The sequence below is a fragment of the Streptomyces sp. NPDC001728 genome, assembly GCF_040297565.1.
Classification (GTDB): Bacteria; Actinomycetota; Actinomycetes; order Streptomycetales; family Streptomycetaceae; genus Streptomyces.
The window spans coordinates 39534-62810 of sequence record NZ_JBEOZK010000027.1 but is presented as its reverse complement, the minus strand read 5'-3'; the positions used below and the strand labels follow the sequence as shown (position 1 = coordinate 62810).

General features: G+C 71.1%; 22 protein-coding genes, 1 tRNA gene, 1 pseudogene and 1 riboswitch. Of the genes and pseudogenes, 12 read left to right on the top strand and 12 right to left on the bottom strand.

Annotation, left to right across the window (positions count from 1 at the left end):
- Positions 1-85 precede the first annotated feature (85 nt).
- The 5 genes from ABT154_RS30485 (at position 86) to ABT154_RS30465 (ending at position 2751) form a co-directional block, all read left to right on the top strand.
- Positions 86-562 carry an SRPBCC family protein gene (locus ABT154_RS30485; RefSeq protein ID WP_351861093.1) on the top strand — a complete coding sequence of 159 codons (477 nt, stop codon included), beginning with the start codon at positions 86-88 and terminating at the stop codon, positions 560-562.
- Positions 563-750: 188 nt separating this feature from the next.
- Entirely contained in the window at positions 751-1143 is a 393-nt protein-coding gene (locus ABT154_RS30480; RefSeq protein ID WP_056554030.1) for a roadblock/LC7 domain-containing protein, read from the top strand.
- Positions 1140-1907, top strand: coding sequence for a transcriptional regulator (locus ABT154_RS30475; RefSeq protein WP_351861091.1), 768 nt, complete (start codon positions 1140-1142; stop codon positions 1905-1907). The genes ABT154_RS30480 and ABT154_RS30475 overlap by 4 nt, the downstream gene beginning before the upstream one ends.
- The gene (locus tag ABT154_RS30470) at positions 1907-2341 is read left to right on the top strand and encodes a roadblock/LC7 domain-containing protein (RefSeq protein ID WP_351861089.1); all 435 of its coding nucleotides are present in this window, start codon (positions 1907-1909) and stop codon (positions 2339-2341) included. The genes ABT154_RS30475 and ABT154_RS30470 overlap by 1 nt, the downstream gene beginning before the upstream one ends.
- A gap of 38 nt (positions 2342-2379) precedes the next feature.
- Entirely contained in the window at positions 2380-2751 is a 372-nt protein-coding gene (locus tag ABT154_RS30465) for a hypothetical protein (RefSeq protein WP_351861088.1), read from the top strand.
- A gap of 13 nt (positions 2752-2764) precedes the next feature.
- Here ABT154_RS30465 and ABT154_RS30460 read toward each other — a convergent pair whose 3' ends face one another.
- Both ABT154_RS30460 and ABT154_RS30455 read right to left on the bottom strand, forming a co-directional pair.
- Entirely contained in the window at positions 2765-3610 is an 846-nt protein-coding gene (locus ABT154_RS30460; RefSeq protein WP_351861086.1) for a MurR/RpiR family transcriptional regulator, read from the bottom strand.
- Between the two features lie 377 nt (positions 3611-3987).
- Entirely contained in the window at positions 3988-5376 is a 1389-nt protein-coding gene (locus ABT154_RS30455) for a cystathionine beta-synthase (RefSeq protein WP_351861085.1), read from the bottom strand.
- Between the two features lie 103 nt (positions 5377-5479).
- Here ABT154_RS30455 and ABT154_RS30450 point away from each other — a divergent pair, with 103 nt between their 5' ends.
- The 3 genes from ABT154_RS30450 to ABT154_RS30440 all read left to right on the top strand — a co-directional run bounded on the left by ABT154_RS30450 (position 5480) and on the right by ABT154_RS30440 (position 8993).
- On the top strand, positions 5480-6481 hold the full coding sequence (locus ABT154_RS30450; RefSeq protein ID WP_502969620.1) for an SGNH/GDSL hydrolase family protein: 1002 nt from the start codon (positions 5480-5482) through the stop codon (positions 6479-6481).
- A gap of 112 nt (positions 6482-6593) precedes the next feature.
- Positions 6594-7814: an acetyl-CoA C-acetyltransferase gene (locus ABT154_RS30445; protein ID WP_351861083.1), complete on the top strand. Its 1221-nt coding sequence runs from the start codon at positions 6594-6596 to the stop codon at positions 7812-7814.
- A gap of 354 nt (positions 7815-8168) precedes the next feature.
- Entirely contained in the window at positions 8169-8993 is an 825-nt protein-coding gene (locus tag ABT154_RS30440; protein ID WP_502969623.1) for a hypothetical protein, read from the top strand.
- A gap of 63 nt (positions 8994-9056) precedes the next feature.
- On the opposite strand, the gene ABT154_RS30435 is transcribed toward ABT154_RS30440, so the two are convergent.
- Entirely contained in the window at positions 9057-9386 is a 330-nt protein-coding gene (locus ABT154_RS30435) for a hypothetical protein (protein WP_351861079.1), read from the bottom strand.
- Positions 9387-9496: 110 nt separating this feature from the next.
- On the opposite strand from ABT154_RS30435, the pseudogene ABT154_RS30430 reads away from it, so the two are divergent.
- Positions 9497-9592: pseudogene (locus ABT154_RS30430) on the top strand (DUF4287 domain-containing protein); the annotation flags it as partial.
- Between the two features lie 119 nt (positions 9593-9711).
- Here ABT154_RS30430 and ABT154_RS30425 read toward each other — a convergent pair.
- Positions 9712-10614, bottom strand: coding sequence for a Bax inhibitor-1/YccA family protein (locus ABT154_RS30425; protein WP_351861077.1), 903 nt, complete (start codon positions 10612-10614; stop codon positions 9712-9714).
- Positions 10615-10810: 196 nt separating this feature from the next.
- On the opposite strand from ABT154_RS30425, the gene ABT154_RS30420 reads away from it, so the two are divergent.
- On the top strand, positions 10811-11425 hold the full coding sequence (locus tag ABT154_RS30420; RefSeq protein WP_351861075.1) for a hypothetical protein: 615 nt from the start codon (positions 10811-10813) through the stop codon (positions 11423-11425).
- A gap of 8 nt (positions 11426-11433) precedes the next feature.
- Here ABT154_RS30420 and ABT154_RS30415 read toward each other — a convergent pair.
- Positions 11434-11518, bottom strand: a tRNA-Leu gene (locus ABT154_RS30415).
- Positions 11519-11903: 385 nt separating this feature from the next.
- Here ABT154_RS30415 and ABT154_RS30410 point away from each other — a divergent pair.
- Positions 11904-12674 (top strand): ABC transporter ATP-binding protein, encoded by a 771-nt coding sequence (locus ABT154_RS30410; RefSeq protein ID WP_351861074.1) that lies wholly within the window; start codon positions 11904-11906, stop codon positions 12672-12674.
- A gap of 86 nt (positions 12675-12760) precedes the next feature.
- Complete coding sequence (locus ABT154_RS30405; RefSeq protein WP_351861072.1) at positions 12761-15292, top strand: ABC transporter permease; 2532 nt, start codon at positions 12761-12763, stop codon at positions 15290-15292.
- 71 nt (positions 15293-15363) lie between these two features.
- On the opposite strand, the gene ABT154_RS30400 is transcribed toward ABT154_RS30405, so the two are convergent.
- The 7 genes from ABT154_RS30400 to ABT154_RS30370 all read right to left on the bottom strand — a co-directional run bounded on the left by ABT154_RS30400 (position 15364) and on the right by ABT154_RS30370 (position 22987).
- Positions 15364-16674 (bottom strand): class I SAM-dependent methyltransferase, encoded by a 1311-nt coding sequence (locus tag ABT154_RS30400; protein ID WP_351861070.1) that lies wholly within the window; start codon positions 16672-16674, stop codon positions 15364-15366.
- A 197-nt stretch (positions 16675-16871) separates the two neighbouring features.
- Positions 16872-18251 carry an NAD(P)/FAD-dependent oxidoreductase gene (locus tag ABT154_RS30395; RefSeq protein ID WP_351861068.1) on the bottom strand — a complete coding sequence of 460 codons (1380 nt, stop codon included), beginning with the start codon at positions 18249-18251 and terminating at the stop codon, positions 16872-16874.
- Positions 18252-18620: 369 nt separating this feature from the next.
- A complete protein-coding gene (locus tag ABT154_RS30390) occupies positions 18621-19535 on the bottom strand; it encodes a Ppx/GppA phosphatase family protein (RefSeq protein WP_351861066.1) in 915 nt (304 codons plus the stop codon).
- Entirely contained in the window at positions 19532-20071 is a 540-nt protein-coding gene (locus ABT154_RS30385) for a DUF501 domain-containing protein (RefSeq protein WP_317873923.1), read from the bottom strand. Before ABT154_RS30385 ends, ABT154_RS30390 begins: the two co-directional genes overlap by 4 nt.
- Positions 20072-20100: 29 nt before the next feature.
- Positions 20101-20571 carry an FtsB family cell division protein gene (locus ABT154_RS30380; protein WP_317873922.1) on the bottom strand — a complete coding sequence of 157 codons (471 nt, stop codon included), beginning with the start codon at positions 20569-20571 and terminating at the stop codon, positions 20101-20103.
- Between the two features lie 83 nt (positions 20572-20654).
- Positions 20655-21941 carry a phosphopyruvate hydratase gene (eno, locus tag ABT154_RS30375; RefSeq protein ID WP_351861064.1) on the bottom strand — a complete coding sequence of 429 codons (1287 nt, stop codon included), beginning with the start codon at positions 21939-21941 and terminating at the stop codon, positions 20655-20657.
- Between the two features lie 311 nt (positions 21942-22252).
- Complete coding sequence (locus ABT154_RS30370; RefSeq protein WP_351861063.1) at positions 22253-22987, bottom strand: transglycosylase family protein; 735 nt, start codon at positions 22985-22987, stop codon at positions 22253-22255.
- Between the two features lie 3 nt (positions 22988-22990).
- A riboswitch (cyclic di-AMP (ydaO/yuaA leader) is annotated at positions 22991-23164 on the bottom strand.
- Positions 23165-23277: the final 113 nt, after the last annotated feature.

The following is a 23277-nucleotide window of genomic DNA, read 5'->3' as shown; positions in this document are numbered from 1 at the left end:
CGGGCGCCTCCGGATCGGGTCGGTCCGGACCCGGATCCCGCCGGTCCGGTAGCGCCCCGCCCCCGCCCCGGTTTGCATGGGAACCATGACTGGAACCGCTACCGGCACCACCTCCGTCGTCGTCGAGCGCCGGGTCGCCGCCTCCCCCGGGCGGGTCTGGGAGTCGATCACCGACCTGCCGGAGATGCCCCGCGTCCTCTCCGGCGTCGAGAGGGTCGAGGTCCTCACCGAGGGCGGCTTCGGGGTGGGCACGCGCTGGCGCGAGACCCGGCGGATGCTGGGCAAGGAGGCCACGGAGGAGATGACCGTGACCGAGTCCGAGCCGCCCGACCGGTACGTCACGGTCGCCGACTCGCACGGCATGCACTATGTCTCCGAGCTGACCCTCACACCGGACGGGACCGGCGCCACCACCCTGCGGATGGCCTTCTCCGCCACGCCCGCCGGCCGCACCCCCGGCGTCCTCGGCCGACTGGTGGCCCGCTTCGGCGCGAAGGCCGTGGCCAGGGCGCTCGCCAAGGACCTGTCCGAGATCGCCAGGGCGGTGGAGTCCCGGGGCTGACGGGCCTGCTCGCGGGCCTGCTCGCGGGCGGTGGAGTCCCGGGGCTGACGGGCCGGCTCCGGGGCATTCTCGCCGACGACTGGCATGTTCCGATGGAAAATGCCAGAACGCCTCCCCAGGGCCGCTGCGTTCAGTAACGTCACCGTCACTGCCGCACGTTCGCACGCCGCATCGGGAGGGGAATCCGCGTGCCCGGAATCGACGAGTGCCTGACGGAGGCCATGACCCTGCCGGGTGCCCGTGGTGCCTCCCTGGTCGACTGGACCAGCGGACTCGCTCTCGGGACGGCCGGCGACTCGCCCGTCGGGGACCATGAGACGACGGCCGCCGAGACCGCCGAACTCGCCCGGTCCGCCGCCGAGTTCGACTCCTTCGTCGCCGAGGGCGAGACCCCTTCCGACGGGCCGCCCGTCGAGGACCTGATCGTCACCACCCGGGCCGGCTACCACGTGCTCCGCTTCGTCGAGACCTCCTTCGACAGCAGCGTCTTCCTCCACCTCTGGCTCGACCGCGACACCGGCAACCTCGCCCTCGCCCGCATCCGGCTCCGCGACATCGCCGAGAGGCTGGTCCTCGGATGAGCGCGGTCGCCACCCCCGTCTCCCCCATGCTGGTCCGGCTCGCCGCCGAGAAGGCCACCGGCGCGCTGCTCCGCGACCACGGCACGCTCTACCTCGTCGACGGCCGGGTGGTGCACGCCGAGAGCCCCGCGTCCCCCGGCGTCGACGTGCTCCTGACCACCGGTGGCCGGCTGCCCCGCGAGGGCTGGGACGAGGCCGTCGACCGGGCCGGGGCGCACCGCGCGGTCGGCCGGTTCCTCGTCGACAGCGGCCGGCTGCACAACGGCGAGCTGGAGATCTGCCACCTCGGGGCCGTCTTCGACGCCGCCTTCTTCGCGCTCTCCCCGACCAGCGGACCGACCCGCTTCCGGTACGGGGTGGGGCACTGGTTCGGCACGGTGCGGCCGGTGTCCGCCGAGGCCGTCGAGCGCGAGACGGTACGCCGCCGCGAACTCCTCGACGCCGTCTGGCCGTACGCCGCCGTGGACACCGCCCCGGTCGTGCCGCGCCCCGCCGCCCCCGGGCAGACGGTGGGGGCCCGCCAGCGCGCCCTTCTCGCCGCCGCCGACGGGGAGCGCACCCCGGCGGAGCTGGCCCGGCTGCTCGGCCGGCCCGCCTTCCACACCCTCCTCGACGTACGGCGGCTGGCCGCCGCCGGGCTCGTCGAGACCCCGCTCGACACCGGCCCCGAGCCCCCGCCGGCCCTCTTACCGGTCCTGCCGGTGGCCGACCCCGACATCGCCCTGCTGCGCCGGCTCCGTGACGCCTTGGAGGCACACCTGTGATGAGGCGTGCCCTGCGCCTGCGCGCCGAAAGGAAACAGCTCATGACGGCAGAAGCCGAGGTACTCGGCGAGCTCAGACGGCTGCGGGCCCGGCTGCCCCAGCTGACCGGGGCGCTCGCGGCCAGCGCCGACGGACTCGTCCTGGCCCACGACACCGTGGACGGCGAGGCGGAGAGCGTGGCCGCGCTGACGGCCGCCGCGCTGGGCGTCGGTCAGCGGCTGACCGACTGCACGGGCCAGGGCCGCTTCCGTGAGCTGCTCGTACGGGGGGACAGCGGTTACGTCGCCACGTACGCGGCGGGCGGCTCGGCCGTCCTGACGCTGCTGGCGGAGCCCCGGATCAATGTGGGCCGGCTCCATCTGGAGGCCCGGAGGTCCAGCGTCCGGATAGGCGAACTCGTCGACGGCGCGCTGGAACGCAGAGACCTGAACTGAACCGGCAAGGAAATCGATCCCGTAAAGGAAGTACGACCATGGCGAACACCGAGACCTCCCTCAAGGAAGCGGCCTCCATCGACGGCGCGATCGGCGCGGCCCTCGTCGACTACACGAGCGGCATGGCGCTCGGCACGATCGGCGGCGGCAAGGAGCTCGACCTGAACGTCGCCGCGGCCGGCAACACCGACGTCGTCCGGGCCAAGGTCCGGGCGATGGAACTGCTCGGCCTCAACGACGAGATCGAGGACATCCTGATCACCCTCGGCGGCCAGTACCACCTGATCCGGCTGCTCAAGGGGCGTGGCACCAACGGCCTGTTCCTCTACCTGGCCCTGTCGAAGGATCGTGCCAACCTGGCGATGGCCCGCCACCAGCTCAAGAAGATCGAGGCCGAACTGGAGCTGTGACGGCCCCCGTTCGTCACTCGACGAACAGGCCCCGCGCCGCCGCCTTGGTGTCGAACTCCTCCAGGCGCGCCTGCGCGTCCGGGAGTTCGTCGGCCATGGTCTCCAGGAGGACCCGGCCGAGCAGCATCGGCGCGCAGGCGGTGTCGAAGGCGAGCCCGGTGCCGACGGCGGCCGGGATGAGCAGGTCACTGTGGGCGGCGACCGGCGCGAACGCCGACTCGGCGACGGTCACGACCGTGAGCCCGGCCGCCCGCGCGTACTCCAGGGCCTCGACGACCTCCCGGGGGTGCCGGGGCAGCGCGAAGCACAGCAGGGCCGTGGCCCCGGCCCGTACGGCCGCGTCGACGCGGTCCGTGAGCATCGATCCGCCCTCGTCGAGGAGCCGGACGTCGGGGTGCACCTTCGCGGCGAAGTAGGCGAAGCCGCGCGCTTGCGAGGAGGCGGCCCGCAGTCCGAGGACGGGCAGCGGGCGGGAGCGGGCCAGCAGCCGGCCGGCCCGTTCGACGGGGGCGGGGTCGGCGAGCAGTCCGGCGAGGTGCCGGAGGTTCTCGATCTCGGCGAGGACGGCCTGCTGGTACTCGTTGAGCGTCTCGTCCCGGCCCTCGCCGGCGTCCGGCTCGGGGGGCGCGACCTCGCGCAGATGGCGGCGGAGCGCCGGGTAGCCGTCGAAGCCGAGGGCGACGGCGAAGCGGGTGACGGAGGGCTGGCTGACCCCGGCGAGTTCGGCGAGTTCGACGCTGGACAGGAAGGGCACGTCGCCGGCGCGGCGCACCATGCTGTGCGCGATCCGCCGTTGGGTCGGCGTCAGCCGGTGCCCCTCGAAGAGCGCCTGCAGCCGCCCGGCCGGGCTGTCGCTCATGCCGCCCCCTCCACCTATTCACCCACTGATGACTCTGCATAAGGATATGCAGGCAGGTGGACCCGGGGCCAGCCCGCTCACAGGGGCGGGTGGACCCGGGCCTTCGGTCTCACCGGGGAAGTGTCGCGCGGGGACCGCCGCACCCCCGGAACCGGGGGGCGGGACGACGGCGGTCCCCGCGATGGACGCGGGCCCGGGTCAGGGCCGGTCTCCGCGTCCGCGGCGTCGATGGAGACCCGGGAGCCGCTCCGGAAGTCCTTGACGCCGACAGGGACCAATGTGCCGGACGCGTGTTAAGCGGGTGCTGCGGGTACGTGTCGCGCCCGTACCAGTTGTACGAACGGCTCCGCGCCGCCCGCGGCACCCCGCTCCACGTCCTACTTCCCGCCGCCGTTGGCCAGGAAGGCCAGCAGGTCCTGACGGCTGACGACACCGGTCGGCTTGCCCTCGACCAGGACGATCGCCGCGTCGGCGGACTCGCCGAGGACGGCCATCAGGTCGGCGACGGGCTCGCCGGAGCCGACCTGCGGCAGCGGCGCGCTCATGTGGCGCTCCAGCGGGTCCTCCAGGGAGGCCTGCTTGGTGAAGAGGTGGTCGAGCAGCTCGCGCTCGACGACGGAGCCGACGACCTCGGCGGCCATGACGTCGGGGTGGCCGGCGCCGGGCTTCACGATGGGCATCTGGGAGACGCCGTACTCGCGCAGCACCTCGATGGCCTGGCCGACGGTCTCGTCCGGGTGCATGTGGACGAGGGAGGGCATGACGCCCTCCTTGTGGCGCAGGACGTCCGCGACGGTGGCGGAGGTGGTGTCCTCCAGGAAGCCGTAGTCGGCCATCCACTCGTCGTTGAAGATCTTGGACATGTAGCCGCGGCCGGAGTCCGGCAGCAGCACGACCACGACGTCGTCGGGGCCGAGGTCCTTGGCGACCTCCAGGGCGGCCACGACGGCCATGCCGCAGGAGCCGCCGACGAGCAGGCCCTCCTCCTTGGCGAGGCGGCGGGTCATCTGGAAGGAGTCCTTGTCGGATACGGCGACGATCCGGTCCGTCACGTTCCGGTCGTACGCGGTGGGCCAGAAGTCCTCGCCGACGCCCTCGACGAGGTACGGGCGCCCGGAGCCGCCGGAGTAGACCGAGCCCTCCGGGTCGGCACCGACGACCTGCACGGAACCGCCGCTGGCCTCCTTGAGGTAGTTGCCGGTGCCGGAGATGGTGCCGCCGGTGCCGACGCCCGCCACGAAGTGGGTGATCTTCCCCTCCGTCTGCTCCCACAGCTCGGGACCGGTGGTCTCGTAGTGGGAGCGCGGGTTGTTCGGGTTGGAGTACTGGTCGGGCTTCCAGGCTCCGGGCGTCTCACGGACGAGGCGGTCCGAGACGTTGTAGTAGGAGTCCGGGTGCTCCGGGTCGACCGCGGTGGGGCAGACGACGACCTCCGCGCCGTACGCGCGCAGCACGTTGATCTTGTCGAGCGACACCTTGTCCGGGCAGACGAAGATGCACTTGTAACCCTTCTGCTGGGCCACGATCGCCAGGCCGACGCCGGTGTTGCCGGACGTGGGCTCGACGATGGTGCCGCCGGGCTTGAGCTCACCGCTCTGCTCGGCCGCCTCGATCATGCGCAGGGCGATCCGGTCCTTGACCGAACCTCCGGGGTTGAAGTACTCGACCTTGGCCAGGACGGTCGCCTGGATGCCCTCTGTCACGTTGTTGAGCTTCACCAGCGGGGTGTTGCCGACGAGGCTGATCATCGAGTCGTGGAATTGCACCGTAATCTCCGGGGTCTCCGTAATGGTGTGGTCAGCGTATGCGTAGTCGGAGCGGGTTACGGGGCAGTTAGACCCTGAACGGCTTGAAGGAGGTGACGGCCCCATGTCGAGGGCGAGGGTGGCGCGGCGGATCGCGGCGGGTGCGGCGTACGGGGGCGGGAGCATCGGGCTGCTGGGAGTGGCCGCGATGGGGGTCCTCGTCGCCGAGGTGCAGCTCGCGAAGCGGACGGTGGGCGGCGGGGCGGCCCCGCTGCCACCGGGGGCGGACGGTCTGTACGGCAGCGCGTTCGGCACGGACGACCCGCTGCGGCTGGCCCTTCTGGGTGATTCCACGGCGGCGGGCCAGGGGGTGCGCCGCTCGGGCCAGACGCCCGGCGCGCTGCTCGCCTCGGGGCTCGCGGCGGTGGCGGAGCGGCCGGTGGTCCTGCGGAACGTGGCGCTCTCCGGCGCCCGCTCGGACGACCTGGAGCGGCAGGTGTCGCTGCTGCTCGCACAGCCGCTGGGCCCGCCGGACGTGTGCGTGATCATGATCGGCGCGAACGACGTGACGCACCGGATGCCGCCGACCCAGTCGGTACGGCTCCTGGCGTCGGCGGTGCGGCGGCTGCGGACGGCCGGCGCGGAGGTCGTGGTCGGGACCTGTCCCGACCTGGGGACGATCGAGCCGGTCTACCAGCCGCTGCGCTGGCTGGCCCGGCGGGCCTCCCGGCAGCTGGCGGCGGCGCAGACGATCGTGGTGGTCGAGCAGGGCGGGCGGACGGTGTCGCTCGGGGACCTCCTCGGACCCGAGTTCGCGGCGAATCCGCGCGAGATGTTCGGCGTGGACAACTTCCATCCCTCGGCCGAGGGGTACGCGACGGCGGCGATGGCCGTCCTGCCGACGATGTGCGCGGTGCTCGGCGTATGGCCGGAGACCGACCGGATCGAGCCGGAGCGCCGGGAGAACGTGCTGCCGGTGGCGAAGGCGGCGGCCGAGGCGGTCCGGGAGGCGGGCACCGAGGTGACGGGCGCCCGGGCGCCGTGGGCGCTGCTCAAGCACCGCCGCAGGCGCCGTCTGCCGGTCCCGGCGGAGGACCCCGCGTCCACCGACGCCCCCCGCGCCTGAGCGAGCGCTTAGAAAAGAGGCCCGCATCACATGCCCGTCCCGGTGACCCCATGCGGTACGTACGGGTAACTTCCCTTTCAGTCCGCTCACTCCGCACCCTCATGGAGCCGTGATGCCCGAAGCCGTGATCGTCTCGACCGCCCGTTCGCCCATCGGCCGGGCCTTCAAGGGCTCTCTCAAGGACCTGCGGCCGGACGACCTCACCGCGACCATCGTCCAGGCCGCGCTGGCGAAGGTGCCGGAGCTGGACCCGCGCGACATCGACGACCTGATGCTGGGCTGCGGCCTGCCCGGCGGCGAGCAGGGCAACAACCTGGGCCGGATCGTGGCCGTCGAGATGGGCATGGACCACCTCCCGGGCTGCACGATCACCCGCTACTGCTCCTCCTCGCTCCAGACCTCGCGGATGGCGCTGCACGCGATCAAGGCGGGCGAGGGCGACGTCTTCATCTCGGCCGGTGTCGAGATGGTGTCCCGCTTCGTGAAGGGCAACTCGGACTCCCTGCCCGACACGCACAACCCGTTCTTCGCCGAGGCCGAGGCCCGCACCGCCGCGGTCGCCGCCTCCGAGGGCGCGACGTGGCACGACCCGCGCGAGGACGGCATCGTGCCGGACGCGTACATCTCCATGGGTCAGACCGCGGAGAACCTGGCCCGCCTCAAGGGGATCGGCCGCCGGGAGATGGACGAGTTCGGCGTACGGTCGCAGAACCTCGCCGAGCAGGCCATCAAGAACGGCTTCTGGGCCCGCGAGATCACTCCCGTGACGCTGCCGGACGGCACGGTCGTCTCCACCGACGACGGCCCGCGCGCGGGCGTCACCCTGGAGGGCGTGGAGGGCCTGAAGCCCGTCTTCCGCCCCGACGGCCTGGTCACCGCCGCCAACTGCTGCCCGCTGAACGACGGCGCCGCCGCGCTCGTGATCATGTCGGACACCAAGGCCGCCGAGCTGGGCCTGACCCCGCTGGCCCGGATCGTCTCCACCGGCGTCTCCGGCCTCTCCCCCGAGATCATGGGCCTCGGCCCGGTCGAGGCGTCGAAGCAGGCCCTCGAGCGCGCCGGCCTGACCATCGGCGACATCGACCTGGCCGAGATCAACGAGGCCTTCGCCGCCCAGGTCATCCCCTCCTACCAGGAGCTGGGTCTGGATCTGGACAAGGTGAACGTCAACGGCGGCGCCATCGCCGTCGGCCACCCCTTCGGCATGACGGGCGCCCGGATCACCGGCACGCTCATCAACAGCCTGCAGTTCCACGACAAGCAGTTCGGCCTGGAGACCATGTGCGTCGGCGGCGGCCAGGGCATGGCGATGGTGATCGAGCGACTGAGCTGAGCCGCAGCGGAGGGTAGGGGTCGCCCGAGGAACGAGGGCGGCACCTGCCCGCAGCGAAGGCGAAGCTCAGTGCGACCCAAGGGGCGAGCGACTGAGCTGACCGGGCCGGGGTATCCGACGGGCGACCCCGTCAACCGCCTCGCGTCCGAGCCGTGACCGAATCTCCCCCAGGATGTGACCTACGTCCCGGGGGAGTTCGTTTTCCCAGGTCAGAGCGGTTTCGGGACTAAACACCCGGCACAAATACCTGTCCAATTCGTGACGTAATGCACTGACAGCGGGCCACACCTCAGGACAAGCTGATGTAGGAAGTCGGGGGATCGACTCGGAATCGGGAGTACGTCAGTGAGCGCCATGCCTCTTGCCCTGCTGCTGACCACGGCCGCTGCCACGGCCGTGGGCGCTGCCGCCCTGCACGCCGTCCACGGTCTCCGCAAGCAGGTCACCGCCCTGCGGAGCGAACTGGCGGCCGGGCGCGGCATCACCGTTCCCGCCGCCCGCGCCACGCCTGCCGCCGAGATACGGGCCGCCGTCGCGGAGGCGCTGGCCGAGGAGCGCGAGCGCGAGCTCGCCGAGGCGCGGGCCTTCTGGGCCGCGCAGGAGGCCAGGGACGCGGCCGACGCCCCGTCCCTGCTGGGCGGTCTCGGCGGCCCGGGCGACGACGGCGCCTTCTTCGTGCCGCGCCAGGCCGACTTCGTCGGGCTGGAGGCGATGGCCCTGGAGGCCATGGAGGCGGAGGCCGCCGCGCTCGACGGCGCCGACCCGCTCGACGCCTTCGACGAGTACCCCGAGGACTCCGCGGAGCTGGCCGCGGCCCGCCGCCGCCACCCCTCGCACCCGGACTTCGTACCGGTGCAGACACCCGTCGTCACCGACCACGAGCGGACCGTGTCCCGCCTCGAGGAGCTGGCGGACACCCGCACGGCGCTGACCGACGTGCGCCCCGGCCCGCTCGGCACGCTCGACGTGTACGTCTTCGCGGACGGCACGACGCTCTGTATGACCCCGGGCCACCGCGAGACCGCGGAGCGCCTGGCGGAGGCCCTGCGCGCCGGCCGTACGCCGGTGCTGCTCGGTGGTTCGGGCGTCTCGGGCGCCTTCGCGCTGACCTTCTCGTACGGCGAGACGGACGAGGAGAACGTCTACATCCTGGCGGACCGCGTCATCGCGTCCCTGTAGGACCCCGACGAGGACGGACCGGCAACGGCACGGGACCGTCCCCGCACGCTCCTCCGCGGGCGGCTAGAGCCCCGAGCGCTCGGCCGCCTCACGTACCCATTCCACGGCCTCCGCCAGTTCCCCCTCACGGGAGTCGGCAGGGGCCGTTCGCAGGATCTCGGCCAGATCGTTGCCGGCGACGGCGAGCTGGTCGGCCACGGTGAACACGCCCGCGTCCGGCATGGTCCTCGGCTCCCGCTCCGGGTCCTCGACGCGCTGCGCGCGCTCCGCGAGCTTCCGGGCCAGGGCAAGTCCTTCGGCCGCCGCGCCCTGCTGGAGACGGCTCTGCGGGGCGGCCCGCAGCCGGTCGGCGAAGCGCTCGACGGCGGCGGTCAGTTCACTCGTATCACGCACCCCGCGACCCTACGCGCCGTCCCGGGCCCCTTGCCAACGGGCGCGGTCTTCGGCACGGTGCCGGGAAGGAGCACGAGGAGCGACCGGTACGAACGCGTCCGGAGGCGCCGATGTCCCCCACATTCTCCGAAGAGACCCACCGTCAGAGGCCGGCCCGGATCCCGCGCCGCACCGGTCGTGAGATCGCCGACTGGATGCGCACCGTCTGCTGCGGGCGGCCCGCGGACTGCTCTGACCCGCCGCCCGCCCGAGGGGTCGTGAACACGCGGAAGGGCCCGCCCGGCACGAAGCCGGACGGGCCCTTCCCCCCGGGTCTGGGGGTGCGTCAGTCGTCGCCCTGAAGGATCGACAGCAGACGCAGCATCTCCAGGTAGATCCACACCAGGGTCATGGTGAGACCGAAGGCGGCCAGCCAGGCCTCCTCGCGCGGCGCGCCGTAGGTCACGCCCTCCTCGACCTGCTTGAAGTCGAGGGCGAGGAAGCAGGCGCCCAGGATGATGCCGATGACACCGAAGAGGATGCCGAGGCCACCGCTGCGGAAGCCGAGGCCGTCACCGCCGGCGAAGACGGCGAACAGCAGGTTGGTCACCATGAGGAGCATGAAGCCCATCGCGGCGGCCATCACGAAGCCGTAGAAGCGGCGGTTGACCCGGATCCAGCCCATCTTGTAGGCGATCAGGACACCGGCGAAGACCGCCATGGTGCCCAGGACCGCCTGGATGACCACGCCGTCGGCGATGTACGTCGAGACGGCGGCCGAGATCACTCCGAGGAAGACGCCCTCGAAGGCCGCGTAGCCCAGGATCAGCGCCGGCGACGGCTTGCGCTTGAAGGACTGCACGAGCGACAGCACGAGCGCGACCAGAGCGGCGCCGATCGCGATGCCGTAGGACTTGCCCAGGTTCGCCGGGTCGACCGGCAGCAGCAGCCAGGACAGCACGGCGGTGAGCACGACCGTTCCGAGCGTCATGGCCGTACGGCTCACGACGTCGTCGATCGTCATCACATTGCCGCGGGCCTGCTGCGGGGCGCCGAGCTGTGTGTCCTGCGGGGCGTACGGGTTGGTCGCGTACGGGTTCGTCGCGCCCTCGGCATACGGGTTGCCGGTGGCGTACGGGTTGGTTCCTACGGCGGGGCCCCCGGCCTGCGGCTGCTGGCCGTTGAAGCCCGCGGTGCCGTTGTCGCGGCTGAACCCCCGTCGCGAGAAGACCGGGTTGCTGCTCCTCATCTCACTCCTTCATGGTGTGCCGCACGTGGCGCGGCCTCCCGTCAAGAGTAATGCGTAGGCAAAAGAAACTCTCTAGTGCTCGGGGAGGATCTTTTCCCGTAAGTTTTCGATCTTCGTCGGCGCCGGAGGACCCCGCTCCGCGAGGCTCTCCCGGACAGCACTCCCGTCCCGCACCCCCCTTCCCGCAGGAGAGCCGATGGCCACCGCACCGAACGAGACCTGGCAGCTGCGCAACGGGACCGCGTGGGTGTTCGCGGCAGGTGAGCGCCTCAGCGGGCCCGTCGTCCTGGCCGGGGACGCCGGTACGGACCTGGAGGCGTTGACGGAGAGTCTGGAGGACGGCCCGTGCGCGTTCCTGAGCGAGCTGCGGGCGCGCGGCCGTGACCTGGTCCTGGTCGGCCTGCCCGCCGACGCCGGCATCTCCGGCGACGGCGGAACCGTCCAGGAGGCCGTCCAGCGCGTGATCGGCGAGACCTCGGGCGACACCCCGCTGACCGTCGGCGGCACCGGCCGCGGCGCGCTCGCCGCCCGTTACGCCCTGGCGAGCATGGAGTACATGCGGCTGGACCACCGGACCGGGACGCACTTCTCGCACAACGGCGCGGTGCCGGACCTGGACGAGGAGGCCGAGCTCATGCGTCTGGGCGGCAGGCCGCGGACTCCGGTCTTCCTGCGCATGCTCGACGGCGGCGCCGCCGACGGCCTGGGCGAGGACGAGGCGGACCTGACGATGGCCGGCGAGGCGGCCCCCGCCGGCTCACTGTTCTCCAAGGAGTACGGCTCCTGGCTGCTGGACAACCTGCCGCGCTAGCGAAACCGTGGTGCCCGGAACCGGACTCGAACCGGTACGGCCCGAAGGCCAGCGAGGTTTAAGCTCGCCGTGTCTGCGTTCCACCATCCGGGCGTCGCGAAGCTCCGCGTTGGCACATGAGCCTATCGGGACGCATCCCCCGTTCAGCGGAACATCGGCCCGATGTTGTCTTATTTTATTGACGTCTGAGGGTGCGTCAGTGCAGGTGGGGACGTTTTCGCCGAACTGTGACAGGGGTCGCAGGCGCAAAGCCGCACCCCCTGGAATGACCAAATGTCGTCGCACGTCTGTCACGTCGGCCGAAGCCCGCCGTTCCCGCCCGTCTCAGGGACGCCGTCATACCTCAGGAGGAGGATCCGGCCCCCCGGTCCGACTCCAGGCTGCCCCGGGAACGGGCACAGGGGCGGACGTTCCGGACTCGAACGAACGACACGATGGAGGGGTTCCCGCAACAGCCCCGCAGTGACAGGAGTCCCTCGTGACCACCACCCCCACCGTGTCCCGTGCCACCGCGGTGGCCGCCCGCGCCACGGATCTCTCGAAGGTCTACGGACAGGGCGAGACCCAGGTGGTCGCCCTCGACCATGTCACCGTGGACTTCCGCCAGGGCGAGTTCACCGCGATCATGGGCCCCTCGGGCTCCGGCAAGTCGACGCTGATGCACTGCGTCGCCGGCCTGGACTCCTTCTCCTCCGGCTCCGTCCGGATCGGTGAGACGGAGCTCTCCACCCTCAAGGACAAGCAGCTCACCCAGCTCCGCCGGGACAAGATCGGCTTCATCTTCCAGGCCTTCAACCTGCTGCCGACCCTGACCGCCCTGGAGAACATCACGCTGCCGATGGACATCGCGGGCCGCAAACCCGACAAGCAGTGGGTCCAGCAGGTCATCGACATGCTCGGCCTCTCCGCCCGGCTCAGCCACCGCCCCACCGAACTCTCCGGCGGCCAGCAGCAGCGCGTGGCCGTGGCCCGCGCCCTCGCCTCCCGCCCCGAGATCATCTTCGGCGACGAGCCCACCGGAAACCTGGACTCGCGCTCCGGCGCCGAGGTCCTCGGCTTCCTCCGCAACTCGGTGCGGGAACTGGGCCAGACCGTCGTCATGGTCACCCACGACCCGGTCGCCGCCTCCTACGCGGACCGCGTGATCTTCCTCGCGGACGGCCGGATCGTCGACGAGATGCTGCACCCCACCGCGGACGGCGTGCTGGACCGCATGAAGGCCTTCGACGCCAAGGGCCGCACGAGCTGACCGACGGCGCCCGGACCGGACCCGAACCGGTACGGCCCCGCAACAGCCCGCCCCGCCCGCCGTCCCTCTTTCCTCAGGACACACCCATGTTCCGTACCGCCCTGCGCAACGTGCTCGCGCACAAGGCGAGACTGCTGATGACCGTCCTCGCCGTGATGCTCGGCGTGGCCTTCGTCTCCGGCACCCTCGTCTTCACCGACACCCTCTCCAGCGCCTTCCGCAGCCAGTCGGCGAAGAGCTACGACGACGTCGCCGTCGCCGTCGAGATGTACCCGGACGCCTCGGAGGCCCGTAAGGCTCCCGGCCTCTCCCAGCAGGACGTCGACAAGGTCGCGAAGCTCGACGGGGTCGCCTCCGTCACCCCGCGCGTCGACGGCTTCGCGGGTGTGCCCGACAAGAACGGCAAGCTGATCGGCAGCGGCTGGTCCAACAAGGGCACCAACTTCGCCCCCGGCAAGGACGGCAAGGACCGCGCGTACGCCTTCACCACGGGTACGGGTCCGGCCGACGCCGGACAGATCGCGCTCGACAAGGACACCGCCGACAAGGGCGGCTACAAGGTCGGCGACACCGTCCGCGTCGCCACCAACGGCCCGGTGAAGGAGTACACCCTCTCCGGTGTCTTCACCACCGAGGACGGCGCCGTCAACGCCGGTGGCAGCCTGGTCGTCTTCGACACCTCCGTCGCGCAGAAGCTCTACCTGAAGCCCGGCTACTTCCAGAACCTGACCGTCACCGCCGCCCCCGGCGCCGACGACGCCAAGCTCCTCGACGAGGTCGTGAAGGTCGTCCCGAAGGCCGCCTCCGCGCAGACCGGCCAGGCCCTCGCCGAGGAGCAGGCCAAGAACATCGAGTCCGGCCTCGGCGCGCTCAACCAGGTCCTCCTGGGCTTCGCGGGCATCGCGCTCTTCGTCGGGATCTTCCTGATCTCCAACACCTTCACCATGCTGGTCGCCCAGCGCACCAAGGAACTGGCCCTGATGCGCGCGGTCGGTGCCTCGCGCAAGCAGATCACCCGCTCCGTCCTCGCCGAGGCCGGACTGGTCGGCCTGCTCGCCTCCGCCGTCGGCTACGTCCTCGGCATCGGCCTGGCCGTCGGGCTCCGCTCGGCCATGAGCGCCTTCGACATGAAGGTCCCGGGCGGTGACCTGGTCCTCGGCACCACCCCGGCCGTCTCCGCCTTCGCCGTCGGTGTCCTGATCACGATGCTCGCCGCCTGGCTGCCCGGCCGCCGCGCCGCGAAGATCCCGCCGGTCGCCGCCATGAACAGCGTCCACGCCTCCGCGAGCACCAAGTCGCTCGTCGTACGGAACTCCATCGGTGCCGGGCTCACCGCCATCGGCGCCGTGCTGATCGTGCTCGGCGCGGGCCAGGGCGGCGACAGCGGCCGGATGCTCATCGCGGGCGGCGCGTTCGTCACCCTCATCGGTGTGATCGTGCTGATCCCGTTCCTGTCGCGGCCCGTGATCGCCGTGATCCGCCCGCTCTTCGTGAACCTCTTCGGCGTCTCCGGCAAGCTCGCCGGCCTCAACGCGGTCCGCAACCCGCGCCGCACCGGCGCCACCGCCTCCGCGCTCGCCATCGGCCTGACCCTGGTCACCGGCCTCTCGGTGCTGGGCGCCACCGTCGGCTCGTCCCTGGACAAGGCGACGACCGACCAGATCAAGGCCGACTACATGGTCTCCATGGCCAGCGGTGACAGCCTCAGCAAGGAGGCGCTGGCCGCCCTGGAGAAGGCCCCCGGCGTCACCGCGGTCTCCCCGCAGCAGGCCGGCGCCCTGGAGATCAAGGGCTCGTACGTCTCGGCCTCCGGCGTCACCCCCGGCGACATCGAGAAGGTCCTCAAGGTCCCGGTCGTGAACGGCTCGCTGTCCACCCTCGGCAAGGGCGGCATCGCCGTCGACGAGGAGGTCGCGAAGCAGCGCGGTCTGAAGGTCGGCGACACCGTCCCGGTCGAGTACCTCGACAAGCAGAAGGCCCAGCTGACCGTCGGCGCGGTGTTCCAGGGCAACGAGTTCGTCTCGCCGGTCCTGATCGACCACAAGCTGCTCACCGCGCACGAGGAGCGGGCGGAGATCCGTCAGATCTTCGTCTCGGCGGAAGGCGGCGCGAGCGCGGCCCACGCGCAGGCCCTGTCGAAGGCGATGGGCGACAACCCCGCCATCCAGGTCATGGACCACAAGGAGATCCGTGACACCTTCGGCGGCCCGATCAACCTGATGCTCAACATCATGTACGGCCTGCTGGGCATGGCCCTGATCATCGCGGTCCTCGGTGTCGTCAACACCCTCGCGATGTCGGTCTTCGAGCGCCAGCAGGAGATCGGCATGCTGCGGGCGATCGGTCTCGACCGGCGCCGGGTGAAGCGGATGGTCCGTCTGGAGGCCGTGGTCATCTCGGTGTTCGGCGCGGTCGTGGGCATCGGCCTCGGCACCTTCCTCGGCTGGGCCATCGGCGAGACCCTGAAGAACAGCCTGCCGGACTACGCGCTGGTCCTGCCCTGGGACCGGATCGGGCTCTTCCTGCTCCTGGCCGCCCTGGTCGGCGTCCTCGCCTCCCTGTGGCCGGCCCGGAGCGCGGCGAAGCTGAACATGCTCTCCGCGATCAAGGCCGAGTAGTCGGTAGCCCCCGTACGACGAGGAAGGGCCGGTCTCCCCGCTCGGGAGGCCGGCCCTTCTGCTGTCCTTCGTCAGCCGGTCTTCTCGTTCCAGACGCGCGGGCGCAGCGCCGTGCCGCTCTTCCCCGAGACCGGGGTCTTCACGGCGAGGAACTGGTTCACGCCGATCCGGTTGCGCTCGAAGGAGACGGCGGAGGCCGCCATGTAGAGCCGCCAGATCCTCGCCCGGCCCGGCGAGGTGAACCGGACCGCCCGGTCCCACTCCCGCTCCAGGTTCGCCACCCAGTGGCGCAGGGTGAGCGCGTAGTGCTCGCGGATCGCCTCCACGTCCCTGACCTCGAAGCCGGCGTCCTCCAGGGTGGCCAGCGTGCGGCCCATCGGGGCCAGCTCGCCGTCGGGGAAGACATACGCGTCGATGAACTCGTCGACCTCGTAGGCCTCCTCGTCGGGCTCGGGGCGCCGCGAGATCTGGTGGTTCAGGAGCCGGCCGCCGGGCCTGAGGAGCCCGTGGAGGATGTCGGCGTACTCCCGGTACTTCACGGCGCCGACGTGCTCGGCCATGCCGATCGAGGAGATCGCGTCGTACGGGCCGTCGGTGACGTCCCGGTAGTCCTGGACGCGGATCTCGATCAGGTCGGTCAGGCCCTCGTCGGCGATCCGCTTGCGGGCGTACGCGGCCTGCTCGCGGGAGAGGGTGATGCCGACGACCCGGGCGCCGTACTCGCGGGCGGCGTGGAGGGCCATGGAGCCCCAGCCGCAGCCCACGTCGAGCAGCCGGTCGCCCTCCTTGAGGTTGAGCTTGCGGGCGATGAGGTCCAGCTTGTCCCGCTGGGCGTCCTCCAGGGTCGCGTCGGGGCCCTCGGATGCCCAGTACGCGCACGAGTAGACCATCGACGGGCCGAGGACCAGCTCGTAGAAGTCGTTGCCCACGTCGTAGTGGTGACTGATCGCCTGCTTGTCCCTGCGCCTGCTGTGACGGCCGCCGCTGCGGCCCCGCATCTCCTCGGCCGGCGGCTGCGGCGGCGGCAGCGGCCCGGCGAGGCGCAGCAGGCTGCGGGCGGCGGCGCGGAGCCTGGGGTCGCGCGCGGACGCGAGCAGGCTCCTGCTGTCGGCCTCCCGCTCCCAGAGCAGGCCCGAGAGCCCGTCCAGGAGGGCGTACAGGTCTCCCTCGACGTCGAGTTCCCCGGCCACCCAGGCGCGGGCCAGGCCCAGTTCGCCGGGCTTCCAGATCATCCTCCGCAGGGCTCGGCGGTCGCGGACGATCAGGACGGGGCCTCCTGCGGGACCGGCCTCACTGCCGTCCCAGGCTCGCAGTCGCACCGGGAGCGGTCCTCCCAGCAGCTCCTCGGCGAGAGTCGTCAGCCGCGACGCGGCGTCGGCCATGGTGCACACCTCCGTGATCTCGTGCCCCAGAAATGCTCGTCACCAAGGGAACACCGTCGGTAGGCGTTTGCAGTCCCGCCGCAGCGCAACAAGTCGGCAAAACACACGAAGGGCCGTCCGCACCACGGATGGCGGACGGCCCTTTCGGGTACTGCGGGTACTGCGGGTACTGCGGTGCTACGCGTACTGCGGGTGCGCTAGGAGGCCTTGGCCTTCTCCTGCGCCGGGGCGGCCGGCGCGGGGGCGGGCTTGGCGGCCTCGTAGAACTCCTCGCGCGGCGTCTCCATGGCGCCGAGCGAGACGACCTCGCGCTTGAGGAACATCGCGAGGGTCCAGTCGGCGAAGACGCGGATCTTGCGGTTCCAGGTCGGCATCGCCATGCCGTGGTACCCACGGTGCATGTACCAGGCGAGACGGCCCTTGACCTTGATCTTCATCTTGCCCATGACGATCATCGCGACGCCCTTGTGCAGGCCGAGGCCGGCGACGGCGCCCTTGTTCGCGTGGCTGTACTCGGCCTGCGGGAAGCCGCGCATGCCGGCCACCACGTTGTCGCCGAGGACCTTGGCCTGGCGCAGCGCGTGCTGGGCGTTCGGCGGGCACCAGGCGTTCGGGTTGCCCGCCCTGCGGCCGACCATGTCCGGGACCTGGGCGTTGTCGCCCGCGGCCCAGGCGTAGTCGAGGCCGTTGACCTGGAGCTTCTCGTTGCAGTCCACATGGCCGCGGGGGCCGAGCGGCAGACCGAAGCGGGAGAGCGCCGGGTTCGGCTTCACACCGGCGGTCCACACGATCGTGTTGGAGTCGACCTCGAGGCCGTTCTTCAGCACGACGTGGCCGTCGACGCAGGAGTCCATGGAGGTCTCGAGGTAGATCTCGATCCCGCGGGACTCCAGGTGCTCCTTGCCGTACTGGCCGAGCTTGGGGCCCACCTCGGGGAGGATCTTGTCGGCCGCGTCGACCAGGACGAAGCGCATGTCCTCGCGCGACACGTTCTGGTAGTACTTCGCGGCGTCGCGGGCCATGTCCTCGACCTCGCCGATCGTCTCGGCGCCGGCGAAGCCACCGCCGACGAAGACGAAGGTCAGCGCCTTGCGGCGGACCTCCTCGTCGGTGGTCGAGTCGGCCTTGTCGAGCTGCTCGAGGACGTGGTTGCGCAGGCCGATGGCCTCCTCGATGCCCTTCATGCCGATGCCCTGCTCGGCGAGGCCGGGGATCGGGAAGGTGCGGGAGACCGCGCCCATCGCGATGACCAGGTAGTCGAAGGGCAGCTCGTACGCCTCGCCGACGAGCGGCGCGATCGTGGCGACCTTGCGGTCCTGGTCGATGGTGGTGACCCGACCGGTGAGCACCTCGGCTCCGCGCACGACGCGTCGCAGCGGGACGACGACGTGGCGCGGCGAGATGCTGCCGGCGGCGGCTTCGGGCAGGAAGGGCTGGTAGGTCATGTACGACCGCGGGTCGACGACCGTGACGGTCGCCTCCGCGTAGCGCATCTTCTTGAGGATGCGCCGAGCTGCGTACAGGCCTACGTACCCGCCGCCTACTACGAGGATCCTGGGACGCTCCGTGGTGCTCATGGCATCGAGTATCCACCCCGTACCAGGGGGGAGCTCGTGCGCCCCTTCACAAGGTCTCCGGGTACCTCTGCTACACTCCGCCGCCCACGTGATCCATGTCATGGTGCTGCAAAGGAACCGGAGTGCAGGGGCGAACGTTGTTCACCCCTTGTGAACTGGCCAGGAGAGCCTCCGTCAAGCCTGAATCAGGGCACCCGTTCACACGATGGAAACAACGAGCGATTCGGCCTCCGCGCCTGCGAAAGGGCCCTGAGGCGCCCCTCGAAGGGCCTAATGACCCCCCTCGGGCGCCATCAGGGCCCTTTTCCTTGTGAAGAACTTCACGAACTTTCCCGACGGGAGGCCGCCGGCAGGCTCGATAGACGCCCGCTATGCCACGGATAGGGCGATCCCATCGAGGATGTCGTGCTCGCTGACGACGACCTCACGGGCTCCCACGCGTTCGACGATCTCCCTCAGGACCAGCGCGCCCGCGATGATCACGTCGACCCGGCCGGGGTGGATGACCGGGATCGCTGCCCGCTCGGCGTGGGTGGAGATGAGCAGCCGGTCGGTCACCTCGGCGATCCGCTCGGCGGAGATCCGGGAGTGGTGGACCTTCTCGGAGTCGTACTCCGGCAGGCCCAGGGCGATGGCGGCGACCGTGGTGACCGAGCCGGCGAGGCCGACGAGGGTTTCCGCGCTGTCGATCGGCACGGTCTCGGCGGCCAGGTCGAGCGCGGCCCGGACGTCGACGCGGATCGCTTCGGCCTCCTCGGTGGTCGGCGGGTCGTGCCGGACGTGCCGCTCGGTGAGCCGGACGCAGCCGATGTCGACGGAGCGGGCGGCCTCGACGTGCTTGTTGCCGGTGACGAACTCGGTGGAGCCGCCGCCGATGTCCACGACGAGGTAGGTCTCGGTGCCGTGGAGTTCGCCGGTGGCGCCGGTGAAGGAGAAGGCGGCCTCCTGGTCGCCGGTGATGACCTCGGGCTCGACGCCGAGGATCTCCACGACCCCGTTCACGAAGTCCGCGCGGTTCTCGGCGTCGCGGGAGGCGGAGGTGGCGACGAAGCGGATCCGCTCCGCCCCCAGTTCCTTGATGACCTCGGCGTACGCGCGGCAGGCCGCGAAGGTCCGCTCCAGGGCCTCGGGGGCCAGCCGGCCGGTCCGGTCGACGTCCTGCCCGAGCCGGACGATCGTCATCCGCCGGTCCAGCTCGATCAGCTCACCCGTCTCCGGGTGGACGTCGGCCACGAGGAGGCGGATGGAGTTCGTACCGCAGTCGATTCCGGCGACCCGGGTCACTTCTCCCCTTCTTCCTTGTCGGCGCAGGGGGTGACGCAGGCGCCCTTGGCCCACCACTCCGGCAGCATCGCGAGGGCCTCGTCGCCGAACGGGTTCACGCCGGGACCCGCCGCCAGCGAGTGGCCGACGAGGACGTGCAGGCACTTGACCCGGTCCGGCATGCCGCCGGCGCTCGGGAAGCCCTCAAGCACCTCGATGGCGTCACGGCGGGCGATGTAGTCCTCGTGCGCGGCCCGGTAGGCGGCGGCGAGCTCCGGGTCGGTGGCGAGCCGGGCCTGCATCTCCTTCATGACCCCGTTGGCCTCCAGCGTCCCGATGGCCGAGGCCGCCCGGGGGCAGGTCAGGTAGTACGTGGTCGGGAAGGGCGTGCCGTCGGGGAGCCGGGGCGCGGTCTCGACGACGTCCGGGTTGCCGCACGGGCAGCGGTGCGCGATGGCGCGCAGGCCGCGGGGCGGCCGGCCGAGCTGGAGCTCGAAGGCGGCGATGTCCTTCTCGGTGGGCTCGGTGCGTTCGGTCTGCGGAGGGGGCGTGTCCATGTCTGCCTTGCTGTGTCGCGGAGGAGGGGTCAGGGACGGTCGGCGTGGTCGACGCCGTCCCAGAGGTTGTCGTACCAGGGGCGGTCCGCCGCGCCCTGGTCGGTGCGGGGCCGTTGCTCCGCGCCGGGGTCGTTCACGGTGAAGCCGGTCTCGCCGGGCATCAGGTAGTGCAGGTGCTCGCGGGCGAGGCGGCGGACGTAGGCCGGGTCCTGGAGGCGGGCCTTCTCGTCCCTGAGTTCCTCGACCCGCCGGGCGGCCTCGGCGGCCTTGCGCTCCTGGTCGGCGATCTCGCCCTGCTGGGAGACGTAGCTCCGCATGGGGTAGGCGAGCGCCACGACGAGGGAGCAGACGACCAGCGCGAGGAAGGCCGCGCGGCCGGTGAGCCGGGAGCGGCGGGCCTGACGGCGGGTCTGGGAGCGGTAGACACGGGCGGCGGTCTGCTCGCCGAGCAGTCTGATCCGGGTCGCGGTCGAGAACCGGTCCCGGTCCTTCGCGGCCATGTCGTGTCGCCTCCCCTGTTCACGCGGACGTCCCCGCACACGGTACGGGACCGAGTGCGGGGACGTAGGGATGAGACCTGGTGTCAGCCCTTGAAACGCGGGAAGGCGCTGCGGCCGGCGTAGACCGCGGCGTCGTCGAGGATCTCCTCGATGCGCAGCAGCTGGTTGTACTTGGCGACGCGGTCCGAGCGGGCCGGGGCGCCGGTCTTGATCTGGCCGCAGTTCACCGCGACGGCGAGGTCGGCGATGGTGACGTCCTCGGTCTCGCCGGAGCGGTGGGACATCATGCACTTGAAGCCGTTGCGCTGGGCCATCTCGACGGCGTCCAGCGTCTCGGTCAGCGAGCCGATCTGGTTGACCTTGACCAGGAGGGCGTTCGCGGTGCCCTCCTCGATGCCGCGGGCCAGACGCTCCGGGTTGGTGACGAAGAGGTCGTCGCCGACGATCTGGACCTTGGCGCCCAGCTTGTCGGTGAGGACCTTCCAGCCCGCCCAGTCGTCCTCGAACAGCGGGTCCTCGATGGAGACCATCGGGTACGCGGAGACGAGCTCCTCGTAGTACTCGGTCATCTCGGCGGCCGAGCGGGACTTGCCCTCGAACTCGTACTTGCCGTCCTTGTAGAACTCGGACGCGGCGACGTCGAGCGCGAGCGCGACGTCGGAGCCCGGGGTGTAGCCGGCCTCCTTGATGGCCTCGACGATGAGGTCGAGTGCGGCGCGGTTCGACTCGAGGTTCGGGGCGAAGCCGCCCTCGTCGCCGAGGCCGGTGGAGAGGCCCTTGCGCTTCAGCACGCCCTTGAGCGTGTGGTAGATCTCGGCGCCCCAGCGGAGGGCCTCGGAGAAGGACTCCGCGCCGATCGGGGCGATCATGAACTCCTGGATGTCGACGTTGGAGTCGGCGTGCGACCCACCGTTCAGGATGTTCATCATCGGAACGGGCAGCAGGTGCGCGTTCGGGCCGCCGAGGTAGCGGAAGAGGGGGAGGTCCGAGGCCTCGGAGGCGGCGTGCGCGACGGCGAGGGAGACGCCGAGGATGGCGTTGGCGCCGAGCGAGCCCTTGTTCTCCGTGGCGTCCAGGTCGAACATGGCCTGGTCGATCAGGCGCTGCTCGGTGGCGTCGTAGCCGACGAGCTCCGGGCCGATCTGCTCGATGACGGCGAGGACGGCCTTCTCGACACCCTTGCCCATGTAGCGGTTCGGGTCACCGTCGCGAAGCTCGATGGCCTCGAACGCACCGGTGGAGGCGCCGGACGGAACGGCAGCACGGCCGGTGCTGCCGTCGTCGAGGCCGACCTCGACCTCGACCGTGGGGTTGCCTCGGGAGTCCAGGATTTCCCGGGCTACGACGACGTCGATGGACGGCACGAGCATCTCCTTTTTGGGATGTGACGCTGGATGTGACGCATGGCCGGCGCAGGGTCGACCGGCCTTGCGACAAGAGCCTAACCGGCGCGGAGCCTCCGGCCAGCCGGGCGCCCGCCCCCTGGGACGAAAAAGGACCCAAGGGCATGCATCCCGGGACGAAGGACCCCGTATCTACTGGACAGTAACCGCAAAGCGCCCCTGGAACGGGGGAACCCCGGCCCGACGCGCACGGGGGAGGGCGCGTCGGGCCGGGGTGGTCACCGCGGGCGGGTCGTGGGGTCCGTGCGAGCCGCCGGACTCACAGGGACCGCCGGGCCCTACTTCAGGTGGAGCTGCTGGCCCGGGTAGATGAGGTCGGCGTTCTCGACGACGTCCTTGTTCAGCTCGAAGAGCTTGGCCCAGCCGCCCTTGACGCCGTGCGCCTGGGCGATCTTGCTGAGGGTGTCGCCGGCCACGACCTTGTACTCGCCGTCACCCTTCTTGACCGTCTTGCCGGCCGGGGTGGTGACGGTCTGCTTGGCGGCCTTCGGCGCGGCCTGCTGCTGCGCGGCCTTCTTCGGGGCCTGGCGCTGCTCGCTGCGGGTGGTCGGCTGCTCGGCCTTCCGCTCCGGCTTCGGCTGCTGGCTCGGCTGCTGGGTGGCGCTCTTCGGGGTGCTCTCGGCGGCGCCGCCGTCGTAGGAGGCACCGGAGAGGCCCACACCGCAGCTCGGCCAGGCACCCTTGCCCTGGCCCGCGAGGACCTTCTCGCCGATGGCGATCTGCTGGGACTTCGACGCCTGGTTGGCGGTCGAGGCGTAGGCGGTGCCGCCGTACGCGGCCCAGGTGGAGGCCGAGAACTGGAGGCCGCCGTAGTAGCCGTTGCCCGTGTTGATGGACCAGTTGCCGCCGGACTCGCACTGGGCGACGCGGTCCCACTCGGAGACCGTGGCGGCCGAGGCGGTGCCCGCGGTCATCAGCGGGGCGGCGACGGCGACACCGGTGACGCCGACGAGCGTGGCGACCTGGGTGGCCTTGGAGGGACGACGGTGTTTGCCCTTACCGGAAAACAGCATGGAAGTACTCCTCACCGACGCCTGTGAGGTGAGCTGTCGGGTTCGGGCCGGAAAGTTGCCCGGCCGCGTGTCCTTGCACGCGGCTTCACCCCAAGCCCGTCGTCGGCCGTCTTTCTCAACGGCCGGGACCGGCACTTACCTTGGGTCCCCCACTCCTGCCTTCGGCGCTGACGCGACGACTGTTCCCATCGGCCGACGGCAGGATTCGGCGTTTCGGTCGACGGGGCCCGCGGTGGCGAGCGGTGACGACCGTAGACACAGACCCACTGGAAGTTCAAAGAGGCGCATTG

What these genes read in the sequence shown, in the direction of transcription:
- ABT154_RS30440 (WP_502969623.1), top strand. Translation starts at nt 8,169, where the DNA reads ATGCCTCTTGCCCTGCTGCTGACCACGGCCGCTGCCACGGCCGTGGGC.
- ABT154_RS30460 (WP_351861086.1), bottom strand. Translation starts at nt 3,610, where the DNA reads ATGAGCGACAGCCCGGCCGGGCGGCTGCAGGCGCTCTTCGAGGGGCAC.
- eno (WP_351861064.1), bottom strand. Translation starts at nt 21,941, where the DNA reads ATGCTCGTGCCGTCCATCGACGTCGTCGTAGCCCGGGAAATCCTGGAC.
- ABT154_RS30450 (WP_502969620.1), top strand. Translation starts at nt 5,480, where the DNA reads ATGTCGAGGGCGAGGGTGGCGCGGCGGATCGCGGCGGGTGCGGCGTAC.
- ABT154_RS30470 (WP_351861089.1), top strand. Translation starts at nt 1,907, where the DNA reads ATGAGGCGTGCCCTGCGCCTGCGCGCCGAAAGGAAACAGCTCATGACG.
- ABT154_RS30400 (WP_351861070.1), bottom strand. Translation starts at nt 16,674, where the DNA reads ATGGCCGACGCCGCGTCGCGGCTGACGACTCTCGCCGAGGAGCTGCTG.
- ABT154_RS30425 (WP_351861077.1), bottom strand. Translation starts at nt 10,614, where the DNA reads ATGAGGAGCAGCAACCCGGTCTTCTCGCGACGGGGGTTCAGCCGCGAC.
- ABT154_RS30395 (WP_351861068.1), bottom strand. Translation starts at nt 18,251, where the DNA reads ATGAGCACCACGGAGCGTCCCAGGATCCTCGTAGTAGGCGGCGGGTAC.
- ABT154_RS30485 (WP_351861093.1), top strand. Translation starts at nt 86, where the DNA reads ATGACTGGAACCGCTACCGGCACCACCTCCGTCGTCGTCGAGCGCCGG.
- ABT154_RS30380 (WP_317873922.1), bottom strand. Translation starts at nt 20,571, where the DNA reads ATGGCCGCGAAGGACCGGGACCGGTTCTCGACCGCGACCCGGATCAGA.
- ABT154_RS30370 (WP_351861063.1), bottom strand. Translation starts at nt 22,987, where the DNA reads ATGCTGTTTTCCGGTAAGGGCAAACACCGTCGTCCCTCCAAGGCCACC.
- ABT154_RS30465 (WP_351861088.1), top strand. Translation starts at nt 2,380, where the DNA reads ATGGCGAACACCGAGACCTCCCTCAAGGAAGCGGCCTCCATCGACGGC.
- ABT154_RS30405 (WP_351861072.1), top strand. Translation starts at nt 12,761, where the DNA reads ATGTTCCGTACCGCCCTGCGCAACGTGCTCGCGCACAAGGCGAGACTG.
- ABT154_RS30475 (WP_351861091.1), top strand. Translation starts at nt 1,140, where the DNA reads ATGAGCGCGGTCGCCACCCCCGTCTCCCCCATGCTGGTCCGGCTCGCC.
- ABT154_RS30420 (WP_351861075.1), top strand. Translation starts at nt 10,811, where the DNA reads ATGGCCACCGCACCGAACGAGACCTGGCAGCTGCGCAACGGGACCGCG.
- ABT154_RS30385 (WP_317873923.1), bottom strand. Translation starts at nt 20,071, where the DNA reads ATGGACACGCCCCCTCCGCAGACCGAACGCACCGAGCCCACCGAGAAG.
- ABT154_RS30445 (WP_351861083.1), top strand. Translation starts at nt 6,594, where the DNA reads ATGCCCGAAGCCGTGATCGTCTCGACCGCCCGTTCGCCCATCGGCCGG.